Source organism: Streptomyces griseicoloratus, from assembly GCF_014534645.1.
Lineage (GTDB): Bacteria > Actinomycetota > Actinomycetes > Streptomycetales > Streptomycetaceae > Streptomyces > Streptomyces griseicoloratus.
In genome coordinates, this window is sequence record NZ_JACVQF010000223.1 from 35,567 (window position 1) to 58,899 (window position 23,333).

General features: G+C 73.4%; 27 protein-coding genes and 1 tRNA gene. 19 read left to right on the forward strand and 9 right to left on the reverse strand.

What is annotated here, in order from left to right; genetic code table 11:
* Positions 1 to 68 precede the first annotated feature (68 nt).
* From H0H10_RS30530 to H0H10_RS30550, 5 genes are all read right to left on the reverse strand, one after another.
* A complete protein-coding gene (locus H0H10_RS30530; protein ID WP_188184606.1) occupies positions 69 to 1,835 on the reverse strand; it encodes a copper resistance CopC/CopD family protein in 1,767 nt (588 codons plus the stop codon).
* Positions 1,836 to 1,953: 118 nt separating this feature from the next.
* Positions 1,954 to 2,721 (reverse strand): SDR family NAD(P)-dependent oxidoreductase, encoded by a 768-nt coding sequence (locus H0H10_RS30535; protein WP_188184381.1) that lies wholly within the window; start codon positions 2,719 to 2,721, stop codon positions 1,954 to 1,956.
* On the reverse strand, positions 2,718 to 3,197 hold the full coding sequence (locus tag H0H10_RS30540) for a cupin domain-containing protein (protein ID WP_188184607.1): 480 nt from the start codon (positions 3,195 to 3,197) through the stop codon (positions 2,718 to 2,720). The genes H0H10_RS30535 and H0H10_RS30540 overlap by 4 nt, the downstream gene beginning before the upstream one ends.
* A gap of 5 nt (positions 3,198 to 3,202) precedes the next feature.
* On the reverse strand, positions 3,203 to 3,811 hold the full coding sequence (locus H0H10_RS30545; RefSeq protein WP_188184382.1) for a GNAT family N-acetyltransferase: 609 nt from the start codon (positions 3,809 to 3,811) through the stop codon (positions 3,203 to 3,205).
* Complete coding sequence (locus H0H10_RS30550; RefSeq protein WP_188184383.1) at positions 3,804 to 5,870, reverse strand: penicillin acylase family protein; 2,067 nt, start codon at positions 5,868 to 5,870, stop codon at positions 3,804 to 3,806. Before H0H10_RS30550 ends, H0H10_RS30545 begins: the two co-directional genes overlap by 8 nt.
* 83 nt (positions 5,871 to 5,953) lie before the next feature.
* On the opposite strand from H0H10_RS30550, the gene H0H10_RS30555 reads away from it, so the two are divergent.
* From H0H10_RS30555 to H0H10_RS30580, 7 genes are all read left to right on the forward strand, one after another.
* On the forward strand, positions 5,954 to 6,679 hold the full coding sequence (locus tag H0H10_RS30555) for a siderophore-interacting protein (protein WP_188184384.1): 726 nt from the start codon (positions 5,954 to 5,956) through the stop codon (positions 6,677 to 6,679).
* Between the two features lie 24 nt (positions 6,680 to 6,703).
* Positions 6,704 to 7,306: an HhH-GPD-type base excision DNA repair protein gene (locus tag H0H10_RS30560; protein ID WP_188184385.1), complete on the forward strand. Its 603-nt coding sequence runs from the start codon at positions 6,704 to 6,706 to the stop codon at positions 7,304 to 7,306.
* 537 nt (positions 7,307 to 7,843) lie between these two features.
* Positions 7,844 to 8,521, forward strand: coding sequence for an HdeD family acid-resistance protein (locus H0H10_RS30565; protein ID WP_188184386.1), 678 nt, complete (start codon positions 7,844 to 7,846; stop codon positions 8,519 to 8,521).
* Complete coding sequence (locus tag H0H10_RS30570) at positions 8,518 to 8,949, forward strand: hypothetical protein (RefSeq protein WP_309141929.1); 432 nt, start codon at positions 8,518 to 8,520, stop codon at positions 8,947 to 8,949. Before H0H10_RS30565 ends, H0H10_RS30570 begins: the two co-directional genes overlap by 4 nt.
* A gap of 93 nt (positions 8,950 to 9,042) precedes the next feature.
* Positions 9,043 to 9,174, forward strand: a complete 132-nt coding sequence (locus H0H10_RS40630) for a hypothetical protein (protein WP_262506321.1) — start codon at positions 9,043 to 9,045, stop codon at positions 9,172 to 9,174.
* A 242-nt stretch (positions 9,175 to 9,416) separates the two neighbouring features.
* Complete coding sequence (locus tag H0H10_RS30575; protein ID WP_003999914.1) at positions 9,417 to 9,713, forward strand: type II toxin-antitoxin system VapB family antitoxin; 297 nt, start codon at positions 9,417 to 9,419, stop codon at positions 9,711 to 9,713.
* Between the two features lie 160 nt (positions 9,714 to 9,873).
* On the forward strand, positions 9,874 to 10,503 hold the full coding sequence (locus H0H10_RS30580) for a LytR C-terminal domain-containing protein (protein ID WP_188184609.1): 630 nt from the start codon (positions 9,874 to 9,876) through the stop codon (positions 10,501 to 10,503).
* 22 nt (positions 10,504 to 10,525) lie between these two features.
* Here H0H10_RS30580 and upp read toward each other — a convergent pair whose 3' ends face one another.
* Positions 10,526 to 11,161 (reverse strand): uracil phosphoribosyltransferase, encoded by a 636-nt coding sequence (upp, locus tag H0H10_RS30585; protein ID WP_188184387.1) that lies wholly within the window; start codon positions 11,159 to 11,161, stop codon positions 10,526 to 10,528.
* Positions 11,162 to 11,298: 137 nt separating this feature from the next.
* Between upp and H0H10_RS30590 the strand changes: the two genes are divergently transcribed.
* From H0H10_RS30590 to H0H10_RS30625, 8 genes are all read left to right on the forward strand, one after another.
* Positions 11,299 to 11,535 (forward strand): hypothetical protein, encoded by a 237-nt coding sequence (locus H0H10_RS30590; RefSeq protein ID WP_188184388.1) that lies wholly within the window; start codon positions 11,299 to 11,301, stop codon positions 11,533 to 11,535.
* A gap of 313 nt (positions 11,536 to 11,848) precedes the next feature.
* Positions 11,849 to 12,385: a tRNA adenosine deaminase-associated protein gene (locus H0H10_RS30595; protein ID WP_188184611.1), complete on the forward strand. Its 537-nt coding sequence runs from the start codon at positions 11,849 to 11,851 to the stop codon at positions 12,383 to 12,385.
* Between the two features lie 59 nt (positions 12,386 to 12,444).
* Positions 12,445 to 12,876 (forward strand): tRNA adenosine(34) deaminase TadA, encoded by a 432-nt coding sequence (gene tadA / locus H0H10_RS30600; protein WP_223180706.1) that lies wholly within the window; start codon positions 12,445 to 12,447, stop codon positions 12,874 to 12,876.
* A 57-nt stretch (positions 12,877 to 12,933) separates the two neighbouring features.
* Positions 12,934 to 13,018, forward strand: a tRNA-Ser gene (locus tag H0H10_RS30605).
* Positions 13,019 to 13,121: 103 nt separating this feature from the next.
* Entirely contained in the window at positions 13,122 to 13,298 is a 177-nt protein-coding gene (locus H0H10_RS30610; RefSeq protein ID WP_188184389.1) for a hypothetical protein, read from the forward strand.
* A complete protein-coding gene (locus tag H0H10_RS30615) occupies positions 13,298 to 13,591 on the forward strand; it encodes a Dabb family protein (protein WP_188184390.1) in 294 nt (97 codons plus the stop codon). The genes H0H10_RS30610 and H0H10_RS30615 overlap by 1 nt, the downstream gene beginning before the upstream one ends.
* Before the next feature lie 157 nt (positions 13,592 to 13,748).
* Positions 13,749 to 14,618: an RNA polymerase sigma factor SigF gene (locus tag H0H10_RS30620; protein WP_188184391.1), complete on the forward strand. Its 870-nt coding sequence runs from the start codon at positions 13,749 to 13,751 to the stop codon at positions 14,616 to 14,618.
* 268 nt (positions 14,619 to 14,886) lie between these two features.
* Complete coding sequence (locus H0H10_RS30625; protein ID WP_188184392.1) at positions 14,887 to 15,813, forward strand: RNA polymerase sigma factor SigF; 927 nt, start codon at positions 14,887 to 14,889, stop codon at positions 15,811 to 15,813.
* Positions 15,814 to 15,910: 97 nt separating this feature from the next.
* Here H0H10_RS30625 and H0H10_RS30630 read toward each other — a convergent pair whose 3' ends face one another.
* Positions 15,911 to 16,111: a hypothetical protein gene (locus H0H10_RS30630; RefSeq protein ID WP_188184393.1), complete on the reverse strand. Its 201-nt coding sequence runs from the start codon at positions 16,109 to 16,111 to the stop codon at positions 15,911 to 15,913.
* A 229-nt stretch (positions 16,112 to 16,340) separates the two neighbouring features.
* Between H0H10_RS30630 and H0H10_RS30635 the strand changes: the two genes are divergently transcribed.
* The 4 genes from H0H10_RS30635 to H0H10_RS30650 all read left to right on the forward strand — a co-directional run bounded on the left by H0H10_RS30635 (position 16,341) and on the right by H0H10_RS30650 (position 20,922).
* Positions 16,341 to 16,841, forward strand: a complete 501-nt coding sequence (locus H0H10_RS30635; RefSeq protein ID WP_188184394.1) for a MarR family winged helix-turn-helix transcriptional regulator — start codon at positions 16,341 to 16,343, stop codon at positions 16,839 to 16,841.
* 85 nt (positions 16,842 to 16,926) lie between these two features.
* Positions 16,927 to 19,386 (forward strand): DHA2 family efflux MFS transporter permease subunit, encoded by a 2,460-nt coding sequence (locus tag H0H10_RS30640; protein WP_507227373.1) that lies wholly within the window; start codon positions 16,927 to 16,929, stop codon positions 19,384 to 19,386.
* 109 nt (positions 19,387 to 19,495) lie between these two features.
* Positions 19,496 to 20,317, forward strand: a complete 822-nt coding sequence (locus tag H0H10_RS30645; RefSeq protein ID WP_188184396.1) for a YceI family protein — start codon at positions 19,496 to 19,498, stop codon at positions 20,315 to 20,317.
* 134 nt (positions 20,318 to 20,451) lie between these two features.
* Complete coding sequence (locus H0H10_RS30650) at positions 20,452 to 20,922, forward strand: PPOX class F420-dependent oxidoreductase (RefSeq protein ID WP_188184397.1); 471 nt, start codon at positions 20,452 to 20,454, stop codon at positions 20,920 to 20,922.
* Between the two features lie 15 nt (positions 20,923 to 20,937).
* Here the strand turns inward: H0H10_RS30650 and H0H10_RS30655 are convergent, their stop codons facing one another.
* Together H0H10_RS30655 and H0H10_RS30660 are read right to left on the reverse strand one after the other, a co-directional pair.
* Positions 20,938 to 21,696 carry a TetR/AcrR family transcriptional regulator gene (locus H0H10_RS30655; protein WP_188184398.1) on the reverse strand — a complete coding sequence of 253 codons (759 nt, stop codon included), beginning with the start codon at positions 21,694 to 21,696 and terminating at the stop codon, positions 20,938 to 20,940.
* A gap of 32 nt (positions 21,697 to 21,728) precedes the next feature.
* Positions 21,729 to 23,234 carry an MFS transporter gene (locus H0H10_RS30660; RefSeq protein ID WP_188184399.1) on the reverse strand — a complete coding sequence of 502 codons (1,506 nt, stop codon included), beginning with the start codon at positions 23,232 to 23,234 and terminating at the stop codon, positions 21,729 to 21,731.
* Positions 23,235 to 23,333 lie beyond the last annotated feature (99 nt).

Consider the following 23,333-nt stretch of genomic DNA (forward strand, 5'->3'; position numbering starts at 1 on the left):
GCGGTCCGGCCCTCTGGCGTTTCACCGGACCGCGGGCCGACCGGCCCGGCTCGGCGCGGTCTGCTCGGTCAGGGAGCGATGCGCGTCTTCCTCGTCTCGCTCACCTGGTCCACCTCCGACACCCGGACCGTCGCCTTCATCGTCCAGGTGCCGGGGAGGGGGAGGGTGACGGTGTTGGCGCTCCAGTAGCCGCCGCGGTCGACGAGTTCCGCCTGGACGGGGCCGATGTCGCGGTCGGGGAGGGTGAAGGAGAGCCGTAGCTCGGGGACGGTGGCCAGGCCGCCGTCGGGGCCGAAGACCACGGCCTGCACGGCGTTGTCGCCGGTGCGGCCCGGGTCCAGGGTGATCTGGACCGTGCCACGGCCGCCGGGGGTGCCGGTGTCGAACGGGATCGTGGTGACGGACGCGGGCAGCACCCCGCCCGCCGGTGTCCCCCGGCCCGCCTCGGCCGCCGCCCGGCCGGGCAGGGTGCCGGCGAGCACGGTCGTGACGGCGAGCACCACGGCCGCGACGCCGGCCTCGACCAGCACACAGCGGCGCAGCCGCCGCCGGTGGGCGTCCCCGGCGGCGCGTTCCGGGGAAGGGTCCGGAGGCGACGGGTCCGGCGGGGGCGGGGGCGGGCCGCCCACCGGTTCCGGGAGGCGCTCGCGCGGGCGTACGGCCGTCTCCGCGTCCGCCGTCGCCAGCCGTGCCGTCCACCGCCGCGAGAGCGCGGCCGCCGCCAGCAGCAGGGCCACCGCGGACAGCTTGGCGAGCAGCAGCCTGCCGTACGTCGTGCCGGTGAGCGCGGACCAGGAGCCGAGGCCCCGCCAGGACTGGTAGACGCCGGTGACGGCCAGGACGGTCACGCAGACGGGGGCGAGGCGCGAGAAGCGGGCGGCCACGGCGGCCGGGGCCGGCCGGCGCAGGAGGGTGAGCAGGGCGGTGAGGCCGCCGAGCCAGACCGCCGTCGCCAGCAGGTGCAGCACGGACGACACCATCGCCGCGGGCACCTGGATCCCGGCGGAGGCGTGTTCGGCCGCGGCCCAGGTCAGGGCGAGTCCGACGGCCAGGGCAGTGCCCGACGCCACGGCGAGGGGGGTGCGGGCGGGCCGGCGCGGCAGGCGGGCCATGCGCAGCACGAGGGCCCCGGCCACCAGGAGCAGCACCAGCCGGACCAGCAGCAGCGCTCCCGGCCGGGAGGTGAGCGTGCCGCCGAACGCCTCCGCGTCCAGCGCCGCCGCCGGCCCGCTCCCCGCCTCGTACGGGGCACGCAGCACCAGCAGCGCGACCGTGGACGCCAGCAGGGTCCACCAGCCGGCCACCAGCAGGCGGCGCAGCGGGGCGGGGTCCGGCGGGCGGCACAGGGCGACGAAGGACGCGGTGCCGATGAGCAGGGCGGCCGCGAGGTACGCGAGGTACCGGGCGGTCTGGTGGAGGGCGCCGGTGAGCGGGCCCTCGGCGGGCCCGGCGTCCACCGGCGCGGCCGTCGCGGAGGGCCGGCCGACGGAGAAGGTGAAGGCGCCCGAGACCGGGTGGCTGTCGGCGGAGACGACCCGCCAGGCCACGGTGTAGGTGCCCTCGCCGAGCTTTTCCCGGAGGGTGAGGCGGGCGGTGTCGGAGCGGCCGTCCGCGCGGCCGGCCTGTCCCGTCCTCACCCGGTGGCCGCCGGGGTCGAGGACGCGGAAGGAGTCGTCGCGCAGGCCGACGGACTCGGTGAAGGTGAGGGTGATGCCGCTCGGGGCCCGCTGGAGGACGGTGCCGTCCTCGGGGTCGGTGGCGGTGAGGGCGGCGTGCGCGGACGCCGGTCCGGGGCCGCCGAGCAGGAACAGGACCAGCACGGCTCCCAGCAGCAGCCACCGGACCGGCCGCGGTCCTCGGGCTCCTCCGCGCGCACCGTCACGCCTCACGTCGTCTCCCCGGTCGTCGGCCCACCGCCTCGACGCTTGGATACGGACGCGGGCGCCGCCGTGCTCACCAGGCCGGCCGCGCCGACACCCCGCCGTCCACCACCAGGTCGTGGCCCGTGACCCAGGACGCCAGCCGCGACGCCAGGAACACGCACGCGTCGCCCACGTCCTCGGGGCGGCCCAGGCGGCCCGTCGGCGCCGCCGACTCCCAGCGCCGCACCCCCTCCGGCCACGCCTCGGCCAGTCCCTCGCGGTCGATGAGCCCCGGCGAGACGGTGTTGACGCGGACGCCCCACGGGCCGTACTCCAGCGCTGCCGCGCGGGCGTGCATCACGACGGCCGCCTTCGAGGCGGAGTAGTGGGCGTGGGCGGGGGCGGGCGCGCTCGCCTCGATGGAGGCGATGTGGGTGATGGTGCCGCCGCCGTCCTGCGACCGCATGATCCCGGCCGCGGCCTGGGTGCAGGCGAAGACGCTCGACAGGTTGGTGTCCACGACCGCCCGCCACTCGTCGGCCGTCATCCCGGCCAGCTCCCGCACCGGCTGCACGCCCGCGTTGTTCACCAGCGCCGTCAGCCGTCCCCCGCCCCAGTCGGCGGCCTCCTCGACCAGGCGCCGGCAGGCGTCCTCGTCGGTGAGGTCGGCGCGCAGCACGACGGCCCGTCCGCCGCGCTCCCGCACCCGGGCGGCCACGTCGCGCGCCGCCTCCACGGCCGTACGGCAGTGCACCGCGACGGCCGCGCCCTCCTCGGCGAACCGCAGCGCGATGCCCCGGCCGATGCCGCCGCCCGCGCCCGTGACCAGGGCGACCTGGTCTTCCAGTAGGAGGCTCATGGGCGGCACAGTTCCACGATGTGCCGGGCCCGGTCCGGATAGCGCGCCGTGAGGGCGTCCGCGTCGCCGTGCTCGTAGTCCTCGTAGGTGAAGCCGGGGGCCATCGTGCAGCCGAACAGCGTCCAGGCACCGCCCGCCGCCACCCGCCCGCCCATCCAGGTGCGGGCGGGGACGGTGAGCTGGACGTGCTGGCCGTCCAGCACACCGGGTCCGAGTACGGCCGTGCGGGAGGTGCCGTCGGGGGCGAGGAGCAGCAGCTCCAGCGGGTCGCCCAGGTAGAAGTGCCAGATCTCGTCGGTGGGCAGGCGGTGCAGCGCGGAGAAGTCGCCCGGGCGGGCGGTCAGCAGGGCGACGATCGCCGAGCCCGCCGGGCGCCCGTCGGGGCGCTGCGGGCCCACCCAGGTGCGCCGGAACAGGCCGCCCTCGCGGGGGATGGGCTCCAGCCCGTAGTGCTCGACGAGGTCCTCGGGGGTCACCGGAGTCACCCGGGAAAGGCTACCTCCCGGGTGAGGAAGGCCAGTTGGGCCCTCTTCTCGGGCAGGTACACGTCGGGCAGGTCGACCTCCGGCAGGACGACGGCGGGGCCCGCGGTGAAGCCCTGCTTCAGGAAGCGGGCGATGGCCTTGTCGTTGCGCACGTCCGGGTCGACGACGATCCGCTTCCGGTCGAGGACCAGCAGGACGTACGTCGTGACGACGGCCGCCAGCCCCGCGGTCCAGCCGGGCCGGGCGCCGTCCGCTCCGGCGGGGGCGAGCAGCAGGTGGACGCCGATGTCGCCGGGTTCGGCGTCGTAGCACTCGCTCACCCGGTCGGCCTCGGGGTCGTAGGTCTGGAGCAGGGCGACGGGTTCGCCGTCCTTGACCATGAGGAAGGCGTGGTGGGTGTCGAGCGTGTCCATGTGGGCGTAGATCCCGGCGACCTGGTCCCGCGTCAGGCCGTTCATGCCCCAGAAGGAGGCCCGCTCCTCGCTCACCCAGCGGTGGATCACCCCGGCGTCCGCGGCGGCGTCGAGGGGCAGGACGCGCACGGTGCCGAAGCCGTCGAGCACCTGCTCGTGGACGGATGCGCGGGAGGCGTACGGGTCAGACATCGGTCTCCTTGTGCAGTCGGGTGAAGTCGGTGACGACGGGGACGAGTTCGCCCCTGAGCCACAGGGGGAGCTGGTCGCGGTGGTGGGGCGAGCCGGGGATTCCCGAGGCGCCGGAGGGGACGACCCAGCGGCTGCCCTCACGGTCGGCGAGGTCCCAGACGTACCGGGCGGCCGGGCCGCGCGCGGCGAGGTCGGTCAGGCCCGGAACAGCGGAGGTGCACAGCACGCAGTCGTGATCGCCGGACAGGCCGGGGGCGTCGTCCGAGGGGTCGGGGAGCGCCCGCCAGGCCGCGAGGCGGTGGGTGTCACCCCAGGTGCCGGCGGGCCCGGCCGCGGCCACCTCCTCCACCGCCGCACGGACGGTCTCCGTGCGGTCGATGCCGTACAGGTCGGGTGCCCTGAGCAGGTGTTCGAGGGCGTAGCCGATGCGCGGCACGAGCGCGAGCCAGGGCAGGAACACCTCGGGGTACGCGGGCGGGACGCGCAGCGCGGCGAACGCCGGGTGGGCCGCAAGCCCGCGTACGACCGCGCTCCGCACCGCCGCGTAGGCCGCCGCGTCCGCGCTGCCGGCGTCCATCCGGCGGTCCCAGGCGAGGAGCCGGTCGCGGAGGGCGGCGGCCCCGGGGGTCAGGTCCGCCAGGTCCGCGAGGCGGTCCAGCAGGGGGGCGGCGGAGGCCAGGTGGGTGTCCATGTGGAGGGCGGGCATGTCGGCGGCCGACCAGCGGTCCTTCTGGGCCAGCAGGGCGGCGATGCGGTCCGCGCGGTGCGGCGGCGCGAACTCGACGCCGAGCGGGGTGGCCGGGCCGCGCTGGTTGGCCATCACGGCGATCCCGTCGGTCAGTCCGGCGCGGGGCGTGACGTGCCGGCCCTGCCACTCGTGGCCGGGTTCCCACGCGGGCACCAGCCGGGTGCGGTTGGCGTCGGAGCGCACCGGCACCCGGCCCGCGATCCGGTGCAGCAGCCCGCCCTCGGTGTCGGCGGCCTGCACCACGTTGACCGGCTCGGCCCAGGCGTCCAGGGCGCGGTCCACGTCGGCGACCCGGCGGGCCCGCAGCAGCGGCAGCAGGGCGCCGAAGCCGAGGTCGGCGGTGACGCGGGGCGGGTAGCGCAGGCTGAGCGCGACCGGGGTGCCGTCGTCCAGGCCCTCGGGGCCGCCGGCGATCACCGGGCCCCGGTCGGTCTCGATGACCTCGACCTCGACGGGCTCCTCCCCCGCCACGCGGACCAGCTCGGTGTGCCGGGCGGCGCGGTGCCAGACGCCGTCGGGGCCGAGGGCCTCCACGCCGGCGCCGGTGCGGCGCAGCCGCTCGCGGTAGAGGTCCTGGTAGTCGGCCATGGCGTTGGTGATGGCCCAGGCGACCGTGCCGGTGTGGCCGAAGTGGGCGATGCCGGGGACGCCGGGCACGGCGAGGCCGACGACGTCGAACTCGGGGCAGGACAGGTGGATCTGCTGGTAGACGCCGGGCTCCTCGATGAAGCGGTGCGGGTCGCCGGCGATGACCGCGTGGCCGGTGACGGTGCGCTCGCCGCTCACCAGCCAGCCGTTGCTGCCGGCGGTGCCGGGGCCGTCCGTGGCGAAGAGGGCGACGGCGTCCGGGCCGAGGTGTTCGGTGACGTGCTCGCGCCAGAGCTTGGCCGGGAAGCCGGCGAAGAGGATGTGGGTGGCGAGCCAGATGCCGAGCGGGGTCCAGGGCTCCCAGCGGCCGGGGGCGAGGCCGACGCGCGCGAACTCGGGGCCGGCGCACTGCGCGAGGCCCTCGTTCACGCCGTCGACGTAGGCCCGGACCCAGTCGGCGGTCTCCGGGTCCTGCTCCTCCAGGGCGGTGAAGCAGCGGCGGGCGGTGTCCGCGAGGCGGGCCCGGCGCGCGAACCGGTCCCAGGCGAGCGCCTCGGGGCCGAGGAAGGACGCCGAGGTGCCCTGCAGCCGGTGCCGCTCGACCTCCAGCTGCCAGGCCCGGTCGCGGGCGGTGACGCGGCCCTGGGCGCGGGCGAGTTCGCCCGCGCTGTCCGCGCGCAGGTGCGGGATTCCCCAGGCGTCGCGGTATGTCTCGGCGCTCACCCCTGTGCCCCTACTTTCCTTTAGGTTAGGCTCACCTAAGTCTTGATGTGGTGGCCGAATAGTACGTGAAGGGTGAAGAAACGATGGGGCAGGGGCGGGGTTGGGAAGGCGCGGTCCTCAAGCTGATGCGCGCCAAGGACTACGAGTTCACCGTCACGGGCGCCGAGGACGTCACCCCCGCCTTCCGGCGGCTGCACCTCACCGACGGCGGCATGCTGGCGGCGACCGGGGTCCACCCCACGATGTGGGTGCGGCTGTGGTTCGAGAACGCGGGCAGGCCCCACCAGCGCGCCTACACGCTGGTCGACCCCGACCCGGCGGCCGGCACCTTCAGCATGGAGTTCGCCCTGCACGAGGGGTGCGCCAGCGACTGGGCCCGGGCCGCGAAGCCCGGCGACACCATCGAGGCGACCGTCCAGGGCACCGGCTTCCAGACCCCCGACCCGGCACCCTCGCACGTCTTCGCCGTCGCCGACCCGGCGTCCCTGCCCGCCCTCAACTCCCTGCTCGGGGCGCTGGACGAGGCCCCGGCGACGGTCTGGTTCGAGGGCGGCGCCGACGACGGCCTGCCCTTCCGCACCGACCCCGCCCGGCACGACGTCCGCGCGGTCCCGCGCCGCGACGCGGGCGCCCACCTGGTCGCGCAGGTGAAGGAAGCGCTGCCCGCGCTGCTGGGGTCCACTCCCGACCCGTACGTCTGGATCGCCTGCGACACGGCCACGACCCGGGCCCTCGCCTCGTACGTCCGCAAGGAGCTGGGCCTTCCCAAGCAGCGGGTGAACGCGCTGGGGTACTGGCGCGCGACCTGAGCCCCCACGCGCGATCATCGGGGCATGGACGTCACTCTTCACCTCGCCCAGGACCCCGAGGCCGACGAACTCCTCGGCCGCAGTCCGCTCGCCGCCCTGGTCGGCATGCTGCTGGACCAGCAGATCCCGATGGAGTGGGCGTTCAAGGGCCCGTCGACCATCGCCAGGCGCATGGGCGCGGAGGACCTGGACGCGCACGACATCGCCGCCCACGACCCGGAGGCGTTCGCCGCCCTGCTGGCCGAGAAGCCCGCCGTGCACCGCTACCCGGGCTCGATGGCCGGACGCATCCAGCAACTGTGCCGGTACCTCGTCGAGACGTACGACGGTGACGCCGAGGCCGTCTGGCGGGGCGTCGCCGACGGCCGGGAACTGCTGCGCCGGCTCCAGGACCTGCCGGGCTTCGGCAAGCAGAAGGCGCAGATCTTCCTCGCCCTGCTGGGCAAGCAGCTCGGCGTCCGCCCGGAGGGCTGGCAGGAGGCGGCGGGCGACTACGGCGCACCCGGCTCCTTCCGCTCCGTCGCCGACATCACCGGCCCGGAGTCGCTGGCCAAGGTACGGGCGCACAAACAGGAGATGAAGGCGGCGGCGAAGGCCGCGAAGCCGACCGGGCCGGCCGGCAAATAACCACGGCGCGCGGCCACGCCGGAACCGCGGCCGCGCACGCCGTATACCGAGGACGACCTCGCCCCCGGGCCCCACGCCCGAAGCGGGAGCCCCCGGCGGCGAAGACCACGACGACGGCCACACCGCCCGCACATGACCACGGCCCACGGCCGCAAGGGAACCGCGGCCGCGCGCGGCCCACGTCGAGGACGACCTAGGTGCGATCGCACGGTCCGGGGACGAGCTCCGGACCCCTGGCCCATGGGGTCGGAGGGGCGAAAAGGGTTTGGCTTCGGTCCCGGTTCAGGTGGCGGTGGGAACGGGACGCGTCGGGGAATGCGCGTCCGCGCCGGCTGGCACGTCGGCGCGGTGGCCGCCGGGCGCCGGGCGAGCCGGTCAGCGACCGGCACCGCGCCGCTCCAGGGACAGCCCCCGGCACGCACGTCCCCGGCTCCGGACGCAACCCGAAGGCGCCCCGGGCGCGGGCGGCGGCGGGTGTGTCAGTCCGGTGGACCGCTCCAGGTGGCGGCCCGGCCACGGGCGCTCCCAGCATGAACCATGACCGAGCCACCGACCGGTCCCCCCGGGGGCCAGGAGTACGACGACCGCAGGGTCCACGCCTGGCACGCGCCCACCGCCGGCCCACCCGGCGGCCATGAGCCCGAGCCGCCCTTCGAGGGGCCGCTGCACCTGCTGTCCCGGGCCGCGTGGCAGGCCGTCCTGCTCGCCGGCGTCGCGTCCCTGGTCCTGGGCGTGCTGGTGCTGGTCTGGCCCGGCGTCTCCCTGCTCGTCGCAGGCGTGCTCTTCGGCCTGTACCTGCTCGTCACCGGCGTCCTGCAACTGGCGTCCGCCTTCGGCACGCACCGGACGACCTCACTGCGGGTCATGGCCTTCATCAGCGGCGCCGTGTCGATCCTGCTGGGCCTGTTCTGCTTCCGCGGTCCCCTGCAGTCGGTGCTGCTGCTCGGGCTGTGGATCGGCATCGGCTGGCTGTTCCGCGGCATCACCCAGACCGTGGCCGCCGCCCACGACCCGGCGATGCCCGCACGCGGCTGGCACCTCTTCCTCGGGCTCGTCACCGTCGTCGCCGGCATCGTCCTGGTCGTCTCGCCGGTCGAGTCGGTCGCCGTCCTCACGGTGGTCGGCGGCTCGTGGCTCGTCGCCGTCGGGGTGGTCGAGATCGTCACGTCCCTGCGGATCCGGGGGCGCGCCCGTCAGGTACCGCACGCGCTGTGAACGGCGTCCGCACCAGCTCCCGGCCCCGCAGGGCCCACGCCGCCGGCGTCCGGCCCGGACGCCGGAGCGCCTGGCTGCGGGTGCTGGTGCTGCTGCTCGCCCTGCTCGTGCCGGGCGCGCACATGCAGGCCGCCCCGGCGGCGCCCGCCCCGGCGCCGGCCGTGGAGGCCGGCGGAGCGGGCGGGACCGGGACCGGGGGCGGCAACGGCACGGGCGGCGCCGGCGGCGGTACGGCCGCGGAGTACGACCACCTCGACACCGCCGTACGGCTCCCGGCCCGCGACGGCCGGCGTGCAGCCGCGGCCCCCCGCCTGACCCCGGCGCCCACGCCCGCCGGGCCGGCGCACGCGGGCCGGGAGCCCGCACCCGTTCCGCCCGGCCCCCCACCGTCCCCGGGTGCCCCGCGCTGCGTGGTCCTGCGCTGCTGACAGGGACCGGCCACCGCTTCATCGGCCCTCGCACGCGCGTGGACCACGACGACGGACACGAGACACCGAGGAAACGGAACGAGGTACCCAGTCATGCTCAACGACCCCTACGCCGCCCTGCGCGCCCTCCTGCGCGCCGAGGCCGCCCGCCGCACCCCCAAGCCCGAGCCGAAGGACGATCCGCGGGAACGGCAGCGGCCCTCGCGGGAAGGGAGGCGTGACTGAGACCGGGTGACCCGGGCGGCGGTGACGGGAGGCCCTCCCGCCCGCTCCGCCGCCCGCCGCCCGCCCCGATGTGCGGCCGCCTCGGCGGGAGCCCTCGCCGGGAGCCCTCGGCCGGAGCACGGCACCAACCCGAACAGACCAACACCCTTCCACCCAAATCGGCCCGGTTTCCCTACGCACTCACCGCCGCGGCCCCAACCGTGAGGCTGCGCCCGGAACGTCTGGGCCGGTAGGCTTTCCGTGTGATCTTCAAGCGCATCGGAAACGGCCGGCCGTACCCCGACCACGGCCGGGAAAGCACCCGGCAGTGGGCGGACGTCGCGCCGCGCCCGGTCCGCCTCGATCAGCTCGTGACGACCAAGGGCCAGCTCGACCTGGAAACCCTGCTCGCCGAGGACTCGACCTTCTACGGCGACCTCTTCGCGCACGTCGTGAAGTGGCAGGGCGACCTGTACCTGGAGGACGGCCTCCACCGCGCGGTGCGCGCGGCGCTCCAGCAGCGTCAGGTGCTGCACGCGAGGGTCCTCGAACTCGACTGACGTGCACCGCTCCGGGTCGTGACACGGGCCGTGGCGCGGGGCGCTTTTGGCCCTTTCGGGTTGTCTTGCCCGGAGCCCCGGCTCGTCGAATGATCATCTAGTAGGCATCGCCGCCCGGTCGCACTACGCTGCGGCCATGAGCATGCTGACTCCCCCCGGGATGGGCGGCCAGTACCGGATCACGGGGGACAAGTACCCGCGGATGCGGCCGTCCCGGCGACGCGGCAGGCTCGCGGTCCTCGCGGGCGCCTGCGCCGCCGTCCTCGGGGTGCTCGGCTGGGGCACTCTGCAGCTCATCGACGTCTTCTCCGGCGGCGACAAGGCGTCGGCGGCCGGCGCCGCGGCCAACTGCCCGGCCGAGGCGAGCCCCTCCACCGGCGCCGCGGGCGACGCCGCGGCCCTTCCCGAGCCGGGTCGCATCACGGTCAACGTGCTCAACGCCACCACCCGCTCCGGCCTCGCCCAGAAGACCGCCGACGAGCTGAAGAAGCGGGGCTTCCGCATCGGCGAGGTGACCAACGCGCCCAAGGAGCTCGACAAGAAGGTCACCGGCACCGGCATCCTGCTCGGCCCCACCGCTTCCCTGAAGACCTCGCTGTCCGTGCTCGGCGCCCAGCTCCCCGCCGCCGAACGCCGGACCGACGCCACCCGCAAGGGCGCCGCCGTCGACCTCGTCATCGGCAACGGCTTCAAGGGGCTGGCGCAGAAGGCGGAGGCCGACCGGGCGACGGCGGCGCTGACCGCCCCGCAGCCGACGCCCGGCAGCGCCGGGAAGAAGAAGGACTGCTGAGCGGCCGGAACGGCAGCCGGGGCTACTCGGCCGCCCCGTACATGCGGTCGCCCGCGTCGCCGAGGCCCGGCACGATGTAGCCCTGCTCGTCGAGGCGCTCGTCGACCGAGGCCGTCACGACGGTCACCGGCGTGCCGGCCAGCTCGCGCTCCATGAGCTCGACGCCCTCGGGGGCGGCCAGCAGGACCACGGCCGTCACGTCGTCGGCGCCGCGCTTGATCAGCTCCTGGATCGACGCGACCAGCGTGCCGCCGGTGGCCAGCATCGGGTCCAGGACGTACACCTGGCGCCCCGAGAGGTCCTCCGGCATGCGCGTGGCGTAGGTGGAGGCCTGCAGCGTCTCCTCGTTGCGGATCATGCCGAGGAAGCCCACCTCGGCGGTCGGCAGCAGCCGGACCATTCCGTCCAGCATGCCGAGGCCGGCCCGCAGGATCGGCACCACCAGCGGGCGCGGGTGGGAGAGCTTGACGCCGGTGGTCTGCGCGACCGGCGTGTTGATGTCGACCTGTTCGGTGCGGACGTCCCGCGTGGCCTCGTAGGCGAGGAGGGTGACCAGCTCGTCGGCGAGACGGCGGAAGGTCGCGGAGTCGGTGCGCTGGTCGCGCAGCGTGGTGAGCTTGTGGGCGACCAGGGGGTGGTCGACGACGTGGAGACGCATGTCCACCACAGTAACCGGGCCCCGTGGACCCGGCGTCCCCGCGCCGGGCAAGCCCCCGCCGGCGGCTTCACTCGCGCGCTGGCGTCAAACCACCCGTCCGGGGGAAGGTGAGAGGACCGAGACGGGGTGGTGAGACTGTGCCTGACCGGGATTTCCACGACACGCCGTCCTCGTCGCCGGGTGAACAGCCGGGGACGGGGACGGGAACGGATGCGGGGGCAGGGCCGGGTGCGGAGGCCGAGCGCCGCCGGCGCCGGGCCCGGTTCCTGCGGGAGCTGGCGGAGGCCCGGGCGCTGCGGGACCGCGTGCAGCCGCGCCGCGCCAAGGCCGCCCGGCTGCGGCACGTGATGCGGATGCGCACCTTCCGCTGGTAGGCGCCCGGACGGGGAAGATCGCGCGCCGCGCCGACGTTGCCCCCACGGGTGTGCGCGGACGCCGGGAAAACCCGCGTACGATCCGCAAGTGGTGGCAACGAGTGCGCTGGTGAGTCCTTCATGAAGGTGCTCGCGGAAGCGTTCCCGAAGCCGCGGCAAAACGGCCGGACACAGGGAGCCGAAGACGTCCCCTGACGGCCATGTTTCTGCCACGATTCCGGATGGGTGGGGCTCGGAGCACCGCTCCCCCGCCCGCAACCTCCGGCCGGGGGGATCCCCAACCGGCACGCCTATGACCAGTGGGAGAGTCACGGTGTACTTCGCCGCACTGCTCGCGCGCACCGAAGACGGGTGGGAAGCGAGCGACACGGAGCTCGACGATGTGGAGACCCTGTCGGATCTGGCCGACCTGGCCCGGGAAGCCTCTCCCGACGAGGACACGGTGCTCGTGCTGATCGAGCAGGAGGACGCGTGGTTCGGCGTCGTCCGCGTGGACGGCGAGGAGGACCCTCGTATCTACGTCTCGGACGCCGCCGCGGCCGCCCGCAGCAGCTACGGCGAGATCCTGCTCACCGACGAGCTGCTCGGCCGGGAGCCCGGCGACGACGGCGACGACCTCGACGCCCTCGACCTCGACGGCACGGAGGACGGCGAGTCCGACGACGACGCCGACGGGGACGCGGACGCCGGCTCCGCCGAGGCCGCCGTGCCGCACGGCCCGGTCGGCGACGCCGAGATCCTCGACGATCTCGGCGTGAGCGAGAAGGAGCTGCGCTCGATGTCCGACGACGCGCTCGGCGAGATCGCGGACGCCCTGGGCGCCTCGGAAGTCCTGGAGACCGTCCGCTGACCGCACCGACCGCCGACGGAGTGACGCCGGACCCGGTGCGCGACCGCTGGCGTCCCGCGATGCGGCTCGCCCTGGACGAGGCCCGGGCGGCCGCCTCGGGCGGGGACGTCCCGGTCGGCGCCGTCGTGCTGGCCCCGGACGGCCGGACCGTGCTCGCGGCCGGGCACAACGAGCGCGAGGCCACCGGCGATCCCACGGCCCACGCGGAGGTGCTCGCGATCCGGCGGGCCGCCGTCGAGCTCGGTGAGTGGCGGCTGGCCGGCTGCACGCTCGTCGTCACCCTGGAGCCCTGCACGATGTGCGCGGGCGCGCTCGTGCAGTCCCGGGTGGACCGCGTGGTCTACGGCGCCCGCGACGAGAAGGCGGGCGCGGCCGGTTCCCTCTGGGACGTCGTGCGCGACCGGCGGCTCAACCACCGCCCCGAGGTGATCGAGGGCGTGCTGGCCGACGAGAGCGCCCGGCTGCTCACGGAGTTCTTCCGCACGCGCTGAGCACCGCGCCGGATACCGATTTCAAACCATGCCGCACTGTGCTGTAAGGTCTCCCTCGGTAGCGTGTCCGAGCGGCCGAAGGAGCTCGCCTCGAAAGCGAGTGTGGCGCAAGTCACCGAGGGTTCAAATCCCTCCGCTACCGCTGAAGAAGGGCCCCGTCGATTGACGGGGCCCTTCGTGCGATCATGTGCGCTCCGGACGCATCGGTGTGACATGGGCGCATAGCTGTGACAGGGGAGGCCGCGGTGGCGGTGAACGCGAAGAAGATCGCCGTCTACGTGGTCGTGGTCTTCGTGCTGTACGTGATCATCACGGACCCGGCCAAGGCCGCCGACTACGTCCAGATAGGGTTCGAGGGCATATCGGACGCCGCCAAGGCCATCGGCGACTTCATGACCTGGGCCGCCAACGGAGGAGAGTGATGATCCGCCATCTGGTGCTGTTCAAGCTCAACGAGGGCGTCGAGCGCGACGATCCCCGTGTCGTGAAGGGCGTCGAGGCGTTCCGCTCGCTCGGCGGCCGGATCGAGGAGCTGCGCTTCTGGGAGTGCGGCTGGAACACCAGCGACCGGCCCATCGCCTACGACTTCGCGATCAACTCCGCGGTGGAGGACTCCGCCGCGCTCACCCGCTACCTGGAGCACCCGGCGCACCAGGAGGGTGTCGCCCTGTGGCGGGAGTTCGCCACCTGGGTGATCGCCGACTACGAGTTCTAGGGCGAGTGCACGACCAGGCCGCACCGAAAGGGGCGGAAGGTCGTTCAGTTCCATATGCCCCAATTCCGCTGAATACATCCTCAACACGGCGATATGCGGTGCTTGCACATAGTCCACATGTCTTGTGATGCTATGACCGCATTTGACGGATGAGTTGATGGATCACGAGGTGGAGTTGACCGTGCCGGCCAGTACTGCGCCTCAAGCACCGCCCCACGACGCGCCCCAGGACACACCTGCCGGGGACGCCGCCGCGCGGCGCAGCCGGGGCGCGGACACCAGGGCCCTGACCCAGGTGCTGTTCGCCGAGCTCAAGGAGCTCCAGCCCGGCACGCCGGAGCACGACCGGGTGCGCGCGGCGCTCATCGAGGCCAACCTCCCACTGGTGCGCTACGCCGCCGCGCGCTTCCGCTCCCGCAACGAACCCATGGAGGACGTGGTCCAGGTCGGCACCATCGGGCTCATCAACGCCATCGACCGCTTCGACCCGGACCGGGGCGTGCAGTTCCCGACGTTCGCGATGCCCACGGTGGTCGGCGAGATCAAACGATACTTCCGCGACAACGTCCGCACGGTCCACGTACCGCGCCGGCTGCACGAGCTGTGGGTGCAGGTCAACAGCGCGACGGAGGACCTGACGACCGCCTTCGGGCGCTCCCCGACGACCGCCGAGATCGCCGAGCGGCTGCGCATCTCCGAGGACGAGGTGCTGTCCTGCATCGAGGCGGGACGGTCGTACCACGCCACCTCGCTGGAGGCCGCCCAGGAGGGCGACGGGCTGCCCGGACTGCTGGACCGGCTCGGCTACGAGGACCCCGCGCTGGACGGCGTCGAGCACCGCGACCTCGTCCGCCACCTCCTCGTCCAGCTCCCCGAGCGGGAGCAGCGCATCCTGCTGCTGCGCTACTACAGCAATCTCACCCAGTCGCAGATCAGTGCCGAACTCGGCGTCTCGCAGATGCACGTCTCGCGGCTACTGGCGCGTAGCTTCCAGCGGTTGAGATCCGCGAACCGAATCGACGCATAACCGAAAGCACGAGCGAGCTGTCACCGGCCAGAGCGAATCGCTCACCAGGGCCGTTGCCGACGGATTGGCGCCGAAATCCCGTCAGACCCCGTCTTTCCAGGGCCGATTCGCGTCTCGCATGTCGACATGTCACTACAGCGCGTTGCCGACATGTGACATTCTGCGGGAGACGCGTTTGCCGGGGCCTCGGCTCCGGTATTCAGGTGAAGGCTGCGTTCCCGGCGTGGGAGCGTGAGCCCCGACCGTCCCGCGACCCAAAGGGGGTGGCATGTCCGCAGACCAGGGCAGCTCGAAGGTGCTCGCGCTCGCGGAGAGCGAGACCGCGCCCGACGCGCTCGACGCGCTCGGCCCCATCGATGACGTCCCGGCCCTCGAAGCCGTTCCGGCCCAGGCCCTCCCGGCGGAGGAAGCCCCGGCCCTGCCGGCCTCGACGAACATCGACACCCGCACCCTGTCCCGCTCCCTGTTCCTGCGGCTCGCCGCACTCGACGAGGACAGCCCGGAGCGCGCCTACGTCCGGGACACCCTCATCGAGCTCAACCTCCCGCTGGTGCGCTACGCCGCCGCGCGCTTCCGCTCCCGCAACGAGCCGATGGAGGACATCGTCCAGGTCGGCACCATCGGGCTGATCAAGGCGATCGACCGCTTCGACTGCGAGCGGGGCGTGGAGTTCCCGACCTTCGCGATGCCGACGGTCGTCGGGGAGATCAAGCGGTTCTTCCGCGACACCTCGTGGTCGGTGCGCGTGCCGCGCCGGCTCCAGGAGCTGCGCCTGGCCCTGACGAAGGCCAGCGACGAGCTCTCCCAGAAGCTCGACCGCTCGCCCACGGTCGGCGAACTGGCCGCCGTGCTGGGTGTGTCCGAGGAGGACGTCGTCGACGGCCTCGCGGTGGGCAACGCCTACACCGCCTCCTCGCTGGACTCCCCGGCCCCGGAGGACGACGGCGGCGAGGGCTCGCTCGCGGACCGGCTGGGCTACGAGGACACGGCCCTGGAGGGAGTGGAGTACCGCGAGTCCCTCAAGCCGCTGCTGGCCAAGCTGCCGCCCCGGGAGCGGCGGATCATCATGCTGCGCTTCTTCGCCAACATGACCCAGTCGCAGATCGGCGAGGAGGTCGGCATCTCGCAGATGCACGTCTCCCGGCTGCTGACCCGCACGCTGGCGCAGCTGCGGGACGGGCTCATCTCCGACTGAGGTTCTCCGGACCACGTCCGACGGCCGCCGCGGCACCCCCGGGTGCCGCGGCGGCCGTCGTTCACGGTCCGGTCCGGTCGCGCCGTCGGCCTTCCGGCTACTTCAGCGCCAGCCAGGCCACGGCCGCGACGATCACGACGGCGGCCACGACACCGACGATCAGGCCGATACGGGGCCCGGAGGACGCGGCGGGGGCCGCCTGCCGGGACTGGGGGGCGCCCTCGTCGACGAACGCGCGGAACATCTGGGTGCTGCCAGCGGGGTCGTAATTGCCCTGGGGGCCCTGGTTGTTAGCCATGGCCCGAGACACTAGCGAATCCACGGGTGCGGCCCAAGCGGGGGTCGGACGAGGGAGCGGGCAGGGTGCGGGCGACGCCTCCCGCACCCGCCCATCATCCGCCACCTGCACGTTTACTTTCGCAATACTTGCCTTTGCCAACTTTTTATGCCGGATGGCCCCTTTTTATTTGCCTGTAGCAACTAACTGCTCCTATGGTTGCCCTAAGCAACGAATGCGGGAGGTGCGCATGGCCGAGAAGGCGCAGTACGAGGAGCTGATCCGCCAGTTCAGCGCCTTCGGCGCCGTGAAACGGGAGATGGGCCGCATCCTGCCGGCCGACTGCCCCGGCGGGTCCGCCGCCGTACTGACGCTGCTCGGCCGCCACGGGGACATGCGCATGAGCAAGCTCGCGGAGCTGCTCGCCGTGGACATGTCCGTAACCAGCCGCCATGTCGCGCACATCGCCGACCGGGGCTGGATCGAACGTTCCCCCGACCCGGCGGACAAGCGCTCGCGCATCCTGCGCCTGACGCCCGAGGGCCGGGCGCAGCTCGACGAGCTGTCCGAACGGACCACCCAGCTGCTCGCCCACCGCCTGAGCGACTGGACCGACGACGAGGTCGGCCAGCTCACCCGGCTCATGGCCCGGCTCAGGGCGAGTTTCGACGACTGCCGGTCCACCCACGCGCGGACCGCCGCACCCCCCGCGGTCGAACCGACCACCCGTACACCCGCGATCACCACGTAAGCAAAGGAAGTCCATGGCAACGACCACACCAGCCGGTGTGCGGGCTCATGCCAAGCACGGGGGAGGCTCCTCCGGAGACGCTCCGATGACGCACCGGCAGATCATGGAGGCGCTCTCCGGGCTCTTGCTCGGCATGTTCGCCGCCATCCTGTCCTCCACCATCGTCACCAACGCCCTGCCCGAGATCGTCGCGGACCTCGGCGGCGGCCAGAGCGCCTACACCTGGGTCGTCACCGCCTCGCTGCTGGCGATGACGGCCTCCACTCCCCTGTGGGGCAAGCTCGCGGACCTGGTCAGCAAGAAGTCCCTGGTCCAGATAGCCCTGATCGTCTACGTCATCGGATCGGTCGTCGCCGGTCTGGCGCAGAACCCGGGCATGCTGATCACCGCCCGTGTCATCCAGGGCCTCGGCGCCGGCGGTCTGTCCGCCCTGGCGCAGATCATCATGGCCGCGATGATCTCCCCGCGTGAGCGCGGACGCTACTCCGGCTACCTGGGCGCGACCTTCGCCGTCGCGACCGTCGGCGGTCCGCTGCTCGGCGGTGTCATCACCGACACCAGCTGGCTCGGCTGGCGCTGGTGCCTCTACGTCGGCGTGCCCTTCGCGGTGATCGCACTGCTCGTACTGCAGAAGACGCTGAACCTGCCCGTGGTCAAGCGCAAGGTCAAGGTCGACTGGGCCGGTGCCTTCTTCGTCACCGCGGCCGTCTGCCTGCTGCTCGTCTGGGTGACCTTCGCCGACGACAAGTACGACTGGATGTCCTGGCAGACCGGCGCCATGGTCGGCGGCTCGATCGTGCTGGCGCTGATCTTCGTCCTCGTCGAACTGAAGGCCAGTGAGCCGATCATCCCGATGCGGCTGTTCCGCAACCGCACCATCACCCTGGCGTCGCTCGCGTCGCTGTTCGTCGGTATCGCGATGTTCGCGGGCACCGTCTACTTCAGCCAGTACTTCCAGCTGGCCCGGGACAAGTCCCCGACCATGTCGGGCGTCATGACCATCCCGATGATCGGCGGCCTGTTCGTGTCGTCCACGGTCTCCGGCCAGATCATCACCAAGACCGGCAAGTGGAAGGGCTGGCTGCTGGCCGGCGGTGTGCTGCTGACGGCGGGCCTCGGCCTGCTGAGCACCATGCGGTACGACACCCCGTACTGGCACATCGCGATCTTCATGGCGCTGATGGGCCTCGGCGTCGGCATGATGATGCAGAACCTGGTGCTCTGCACGCAGAACCAGGTGGCCCCGAGCGACCTGGGTGCCGCGTCCTCCGTCGTGACCTTCTTCCGGTCGCTCGGCGGCGCGGTGGGCGTCTCGGTGCTCGGCTCCATCATGTCGTCCCGCATCAGCCACTACGCCTCGGACACCATCGGGCAGCTCAGCCCGCAGGAGCAGGCGGCGGCCGCCAAGACCTCCGGCGGCGGCTCGATCCCCGACATGGACCTGCTGCCGCCCGGCATCCGCAACTGGCTGGAGAGCGCCTACGGGCACGGCATCGCCGACATCTTCCTGTACGTCGCGCCGATCGCCTTCCTCGCCTTCCTGGTGACCCTGTTCATCAAGGAGGTCCCGCTGCGGACCTCGGGCGCCCTCGCCCAGGCGGCGGAGGCCACCGCCGAGGCGTCCTCCCCGGCGGCCCCGGTCCCGGCCGAGGCCACCGCGGTCGCCGAGCCGGTCCCGGCCGGTGCGGTCTCCCGCACGTCGGCCGACGGGTCCGCCGCGCAGACCGCCGCCCAGCCGCTCGCCGCCTTCGCCGCGGCGGCCGGCTCCGAGGCGCCCGCCCCGGGCGGCATCCCGGTCCGCGGCTTCGTCCGCGGCGCCGAGTCCGCCCCGGTCCCGCAGGCCGCCGTCACGCTGATCTCGCTGGCGGGCCGGCAGCTGGGCCGGTCGGTCGCCCAGGCCGACGGCTCCTACGCGGTGGACGCGCCGAGCGCGGGCAGCTACGTCCTGATCGCCTCCGCCGACGGCTTCCAGCCGCAGGCGTCGACGATCGTCGTGAACGACGAGCCGGTCGCCTACGACATCCTGCTCAGCGGCACCAGCGGCCTGACCGGCCTGGTCCGGGCCGTGGAGAGCGGGCAGCCGGTCAAGGACGCGATGGTGATCGTGACCGATGTGCGCGGGGACCTGCTGGCCACCGCCGCCACCGGTGAGGCGGGCGAGTTCTCCTTCGCCGAACTGGTGCCGGGCACCGTGACCGTCGCGGTGAACGCCGCCGGCTACCGGCCGCGCGCCCTGCCCGTCGAGGTGGGCGGCACCGGTGTCACCCGGGTCGAGGTCGACCTGGAGGCGGGCGCCCAGGTCCAGGGCGTCGTACGGGCCCCGCACGGTCCGCTGGCCGACGCCCGCGTGACGCTGGTCGACGCGGCGGGCAACGTGGTCGGCACCGCCACCACCGGCGCGGACGGGGCGTACGCCTTCACCGACCTGGACTCCGGTGAGTACACCGTGATCGCGACCGGCTACCCGCCGGTGGCGACGGCCCTGACGGTCGCCGGCCGGGGCGTCGGCGACCACGACATCGAACTCGCCCACCCCGGCGAGTAGCGAGTCCCCGGCCCGTGGTGGCGTGCGCGCTCTGAGCGGAGGCGCGCCCGCCCGCCACGGGCCGGTTTCTTTACGACCACTTTCTGAGCCTTTGCAGGGAGAAAACGGGATGGGACTGACCGCGAGGATCCGTACGCGGGACGGATGGGCCGTGTCGCACGCGGTCGTCACGGTGACCGACATGACCGGTACGCAGGTGCTGCGCGCCGAGGCGGACGCCGAGGGCGCCGTGCGGGACACGACGCCGCTGGCGCCGGGTGCGTACACCGTCATCGTCACGGCCGTCGGCTACGCGCCCGCCGCGTCCAGCGCGATCGTGACCGCCAGCGGGCGGGCCGAGGTCGGCACGGTGACGCTGGCGCGCCAGGGCGGCACCGAGCTGCCGCCGCCGGGTCCGTGGACCGTCGACCCGGCGCACTCCAGCGTGGCCGCGGTCGCGCAGCACCTGGGCATCTCCAGCGTGCACGGCCGGTTCACGGAGTTCTCCGGCACGGTCGAGATCGCCCCGGACGACGTCACCAAGTCCCGCGTGGAGGCGGTGATCAAGGCCGCCTCCATCGACACCGGCAACGGCATGCGCGACACCCACCTGCGCTCCGCGGACTTCCTGGACGTCGAGCGGTTCCCCGAGATCACCTACCGCTCCACGGGACTGAGCCAGGCCGGCTCCGACCGCTGGACGGTCCACGGCGAGCTGGGCCTGCACGGTGTCGTCCGGCCGGTCGACCTGGACCTGTCCTACCTCGGCACCGGCGCCGACCCGTGGGGCGGCACCCGGGCCGCGTTCCGCGCGACGACCGAGCTGCGGCGCGAGGACTTCGCCATGAACTACAACCAGGTCCTCCAGGCGGGCATCGCCGCCATCGGGACGACGCTCAGGGTGGAGCTGGACATCCAGGCCGTCCAGGGGGAGTCGCTGCCCGCCGCGTGAGCCGCCGCGCGGCCCGTGCGGCGTCCGGGGCCGCCGCACGGGCCACCCTCGGTGGTCGTCGCCTTCCGCACCGGCCGCCGGGCCGCGGGCCCGACCCGGGTGGCCGGCGCCGGTGATCGCCCTAAGCTGACGGCATGGCACCGAACATCGCGACCAACACCCGTGTGTCCCTCGACGAACTGCTGGACTTCGTACGCCCCCGGCACCGCGCGATCCTGCTGACCCGGCGGGCCGACGGCAGCCCGCAGGGCTCGCCTCTGACCTGCGGGGTCGACGACTCGGGCCGGATCGTGGTCTCCACCTACCCGGAGCGGGCCAAGACGCGCAACGCCCGGCGCGACCCCCGCGTCAGCCTGATCGTGCTCAGCGACGAGTGGAACGGCCCCTGGGTGCAGGTCGACGGCACGGCGGAGGTCATCGACGCGCCCGACTCCGTCGAACCGCTGGTGGAGTACTACCGCAACATCGCCGGTGAGCACCCGGACTGGGACGAGTACCGGCAGGCCATGGTCAAGCAGGGCAAGTCGATCATCCGGGTCACCCCGGAGCGGTGGGGGCCGGTGGCGACGGGCGGCTTCCCGGCGCGGCTGGCCGACGGCGACTGACCCACCGCCACCGCGTCAGCCCCGCTCCACCATCGCCTCGATGCCCGCGATCAGCAGCTCCAGGGCGAAGTCGAAGTCGCGCTCCAGCATCTCCGCCACCGTGTCGCCGCCGCGGGCCGCCATGATGTCCTGGGCCTGCTGGATGACACCGGCGGTGTCCGGGGTCCCGCTCACCGCCTCCATGGAGTGCCGGAAGTACTCGTCCGGGGACAGGCCGGTGTCCGCCGCACGGGCGAGGAAGTGTCCCTCGATCGTGCCGTAGCCGTAGACGAACTGGAAGACGGCCGAGATCGCGCCGGTCACGCCGTGCGCGGGCAGGCCGGTCCGGCGGATGACGCGCTGCACGGACCGGGAGAACGCCAGCGAGTTGGGGCCGATGTTGAGGTAGGTGCCGGCCAGCTGGGACAGCCACGGGTGGCGCACCAGCAGGGCGCGGTACTCCCGGGCCAGCGTCCGCAGCTGCTCGCGCCAGTCCCCGTCCGCCTCCGGGTCCGGGGTGCGCAGCTCGCCGAAGGCCGCGTCCAGGGCGAGTTCGAGCAGCTCGTCCTTGGTGTCGACGTACCAGTAGACGGACATCGCCGTCACGTTCAGCTCGGCGGCCAGGCGGCGCATGGAGAAGCCGGCCAGGCCCTCGGTGTCCAGCAGCCGCACCGTGACCTTGGTGATCCGTTCCCGGTCCAGCCCGGACGGCTGCCCGCCGCCCCGCCTGCCCCGGCGGGGTCCGCCCCCCAGCCAGACGCTGGGGCGCGGGCCCTGCCGGTCTGCTTTCGCCATGCGCACCTTCTCCTCGGCTCGTCGGACGCCGGTCACGCCACGTGCTTCGAGTCTGCCTGCTCGGCCCTGCGCAGCAGGACCGCCGCCACCGCCCCGCCCAGCAGCACGGCCGACGCACCCACCAACTGGCTGGTCTCCAGCCCCGAGGAGTACGCGTCCACGATCCGTGCCTTCTCGGCCGCCCCGTCCGCCGAGGCCAGCGCCGCCGGCAACGAGGCCGCCGCCACCGGGACCAGTGCCGCGAACCGCGAGTTGAGCACCGCGCCCAGCACGGCGACGCCCAGCCCGTTGCCGAACTCCGCCAGCGTGCCGTTGATGCCGGCGCCGACCCCCGCCTTGGCCGGCGGGATGGCGCTCATGATCGCGTGGGCCATGGCCGGGTTGGCCACCGCGGTACCGGCGCCGATCAGGAGCAGGCCCAGCAGGGTGCCGGCGTAGCCGTGTCCGGCCAGGGTGGCGATCGACACCAGGCCCGCCGACATCAGCGCCATGCCCAGCAGGACCGACACCGGCGTACCGAGCTTCGCCGTCCACTTCGCCGACAGCCCCGAGAAGTTCAGCAGCACCACCGACAGGGCCAGCGGGGCGGTCCGCAGGCCCGCCTCCAGGGGGCCGTAGCCGAGCACGAACTGCAGGTGCTGGGTGAGCAGGAACAGCGCGCCGCCCATCCCGAAGGTGATCAGGACGGCGCCGGCGACCGCGCCCGTGAACCGGCGGTCACGGAAGAAGTGCAGGTCGAGCATGGGGTGGGGGATACGGCTCTCCCAGTACGCGAACAGGGCCAGGACCACGATCGCGACGGCCGCCGTGACCAGCACCCGGGCCGACGTCCAGCCGTGGTCGGGGCCGGAGATGATCGCGAAGACCAGGGACGCCATGCCGATGGTGGAGAGCACGGCGCCGAGCAGGTCGGGGCGGTCGCCCTGCGGGTTCTTCGACTCGGGGACCAGGGCGACGACCGCCGCCAGCGCCAGCGCCGCGACCGGCAGGTTGATCAGGAATATCGCACCCCACCAGAAGTGGTTCAGCATGAAGCCGCCGATCAGCGGCCCGCAGGCGAAGCCGAGCGCGTTGACCGCGCTCCAGATGCCGATCGCCTTCACGTGCTCCTCGGGCGCGAAGATCTGCATGGCCACGGCCAGGGTCGTGGTCAGCAGCAGCGCGCCGCCGACGCCCATGCCGGCCCGGGCCGCGATCAGCTGGGCGGCGGAGTCCGCGAGGCCGGCCGCCAGCGAGCCCGCGCCGAACAGGGCGAGACCCGCGAGCAGCATCTTCTTGCGGCCGTAGCGGTCGGCGGCGTTGCCCGCCGTAAGCAGCAGACCGGACTGCACCAGCGAGTAGGCGTTGATCATCCACTGGATGTCGGAGGTGGCCGCGCCCAGCTCGCTGGTGAGCGAGGGGATCGCCACGTTCAGCACGGTGTTGTCCAGCAGCACCGTGAGCTGGGCCAGGCAGATGACTCCGAGGATCAGCCAGCGCTGCGGGTGGCCCTGGGCCGCGGGCTCGGTCTGCGCCTGTTCCTGGGGGGTCGTCGTCATGCCATACAGCGTATAGGACTTCCCCATACGGTGTACAAGGCAGCCGGGCAGGCATGGAAGGAGGGCGGCAGCTCCAGGCCACCGCCCTCCTCCGGCGGT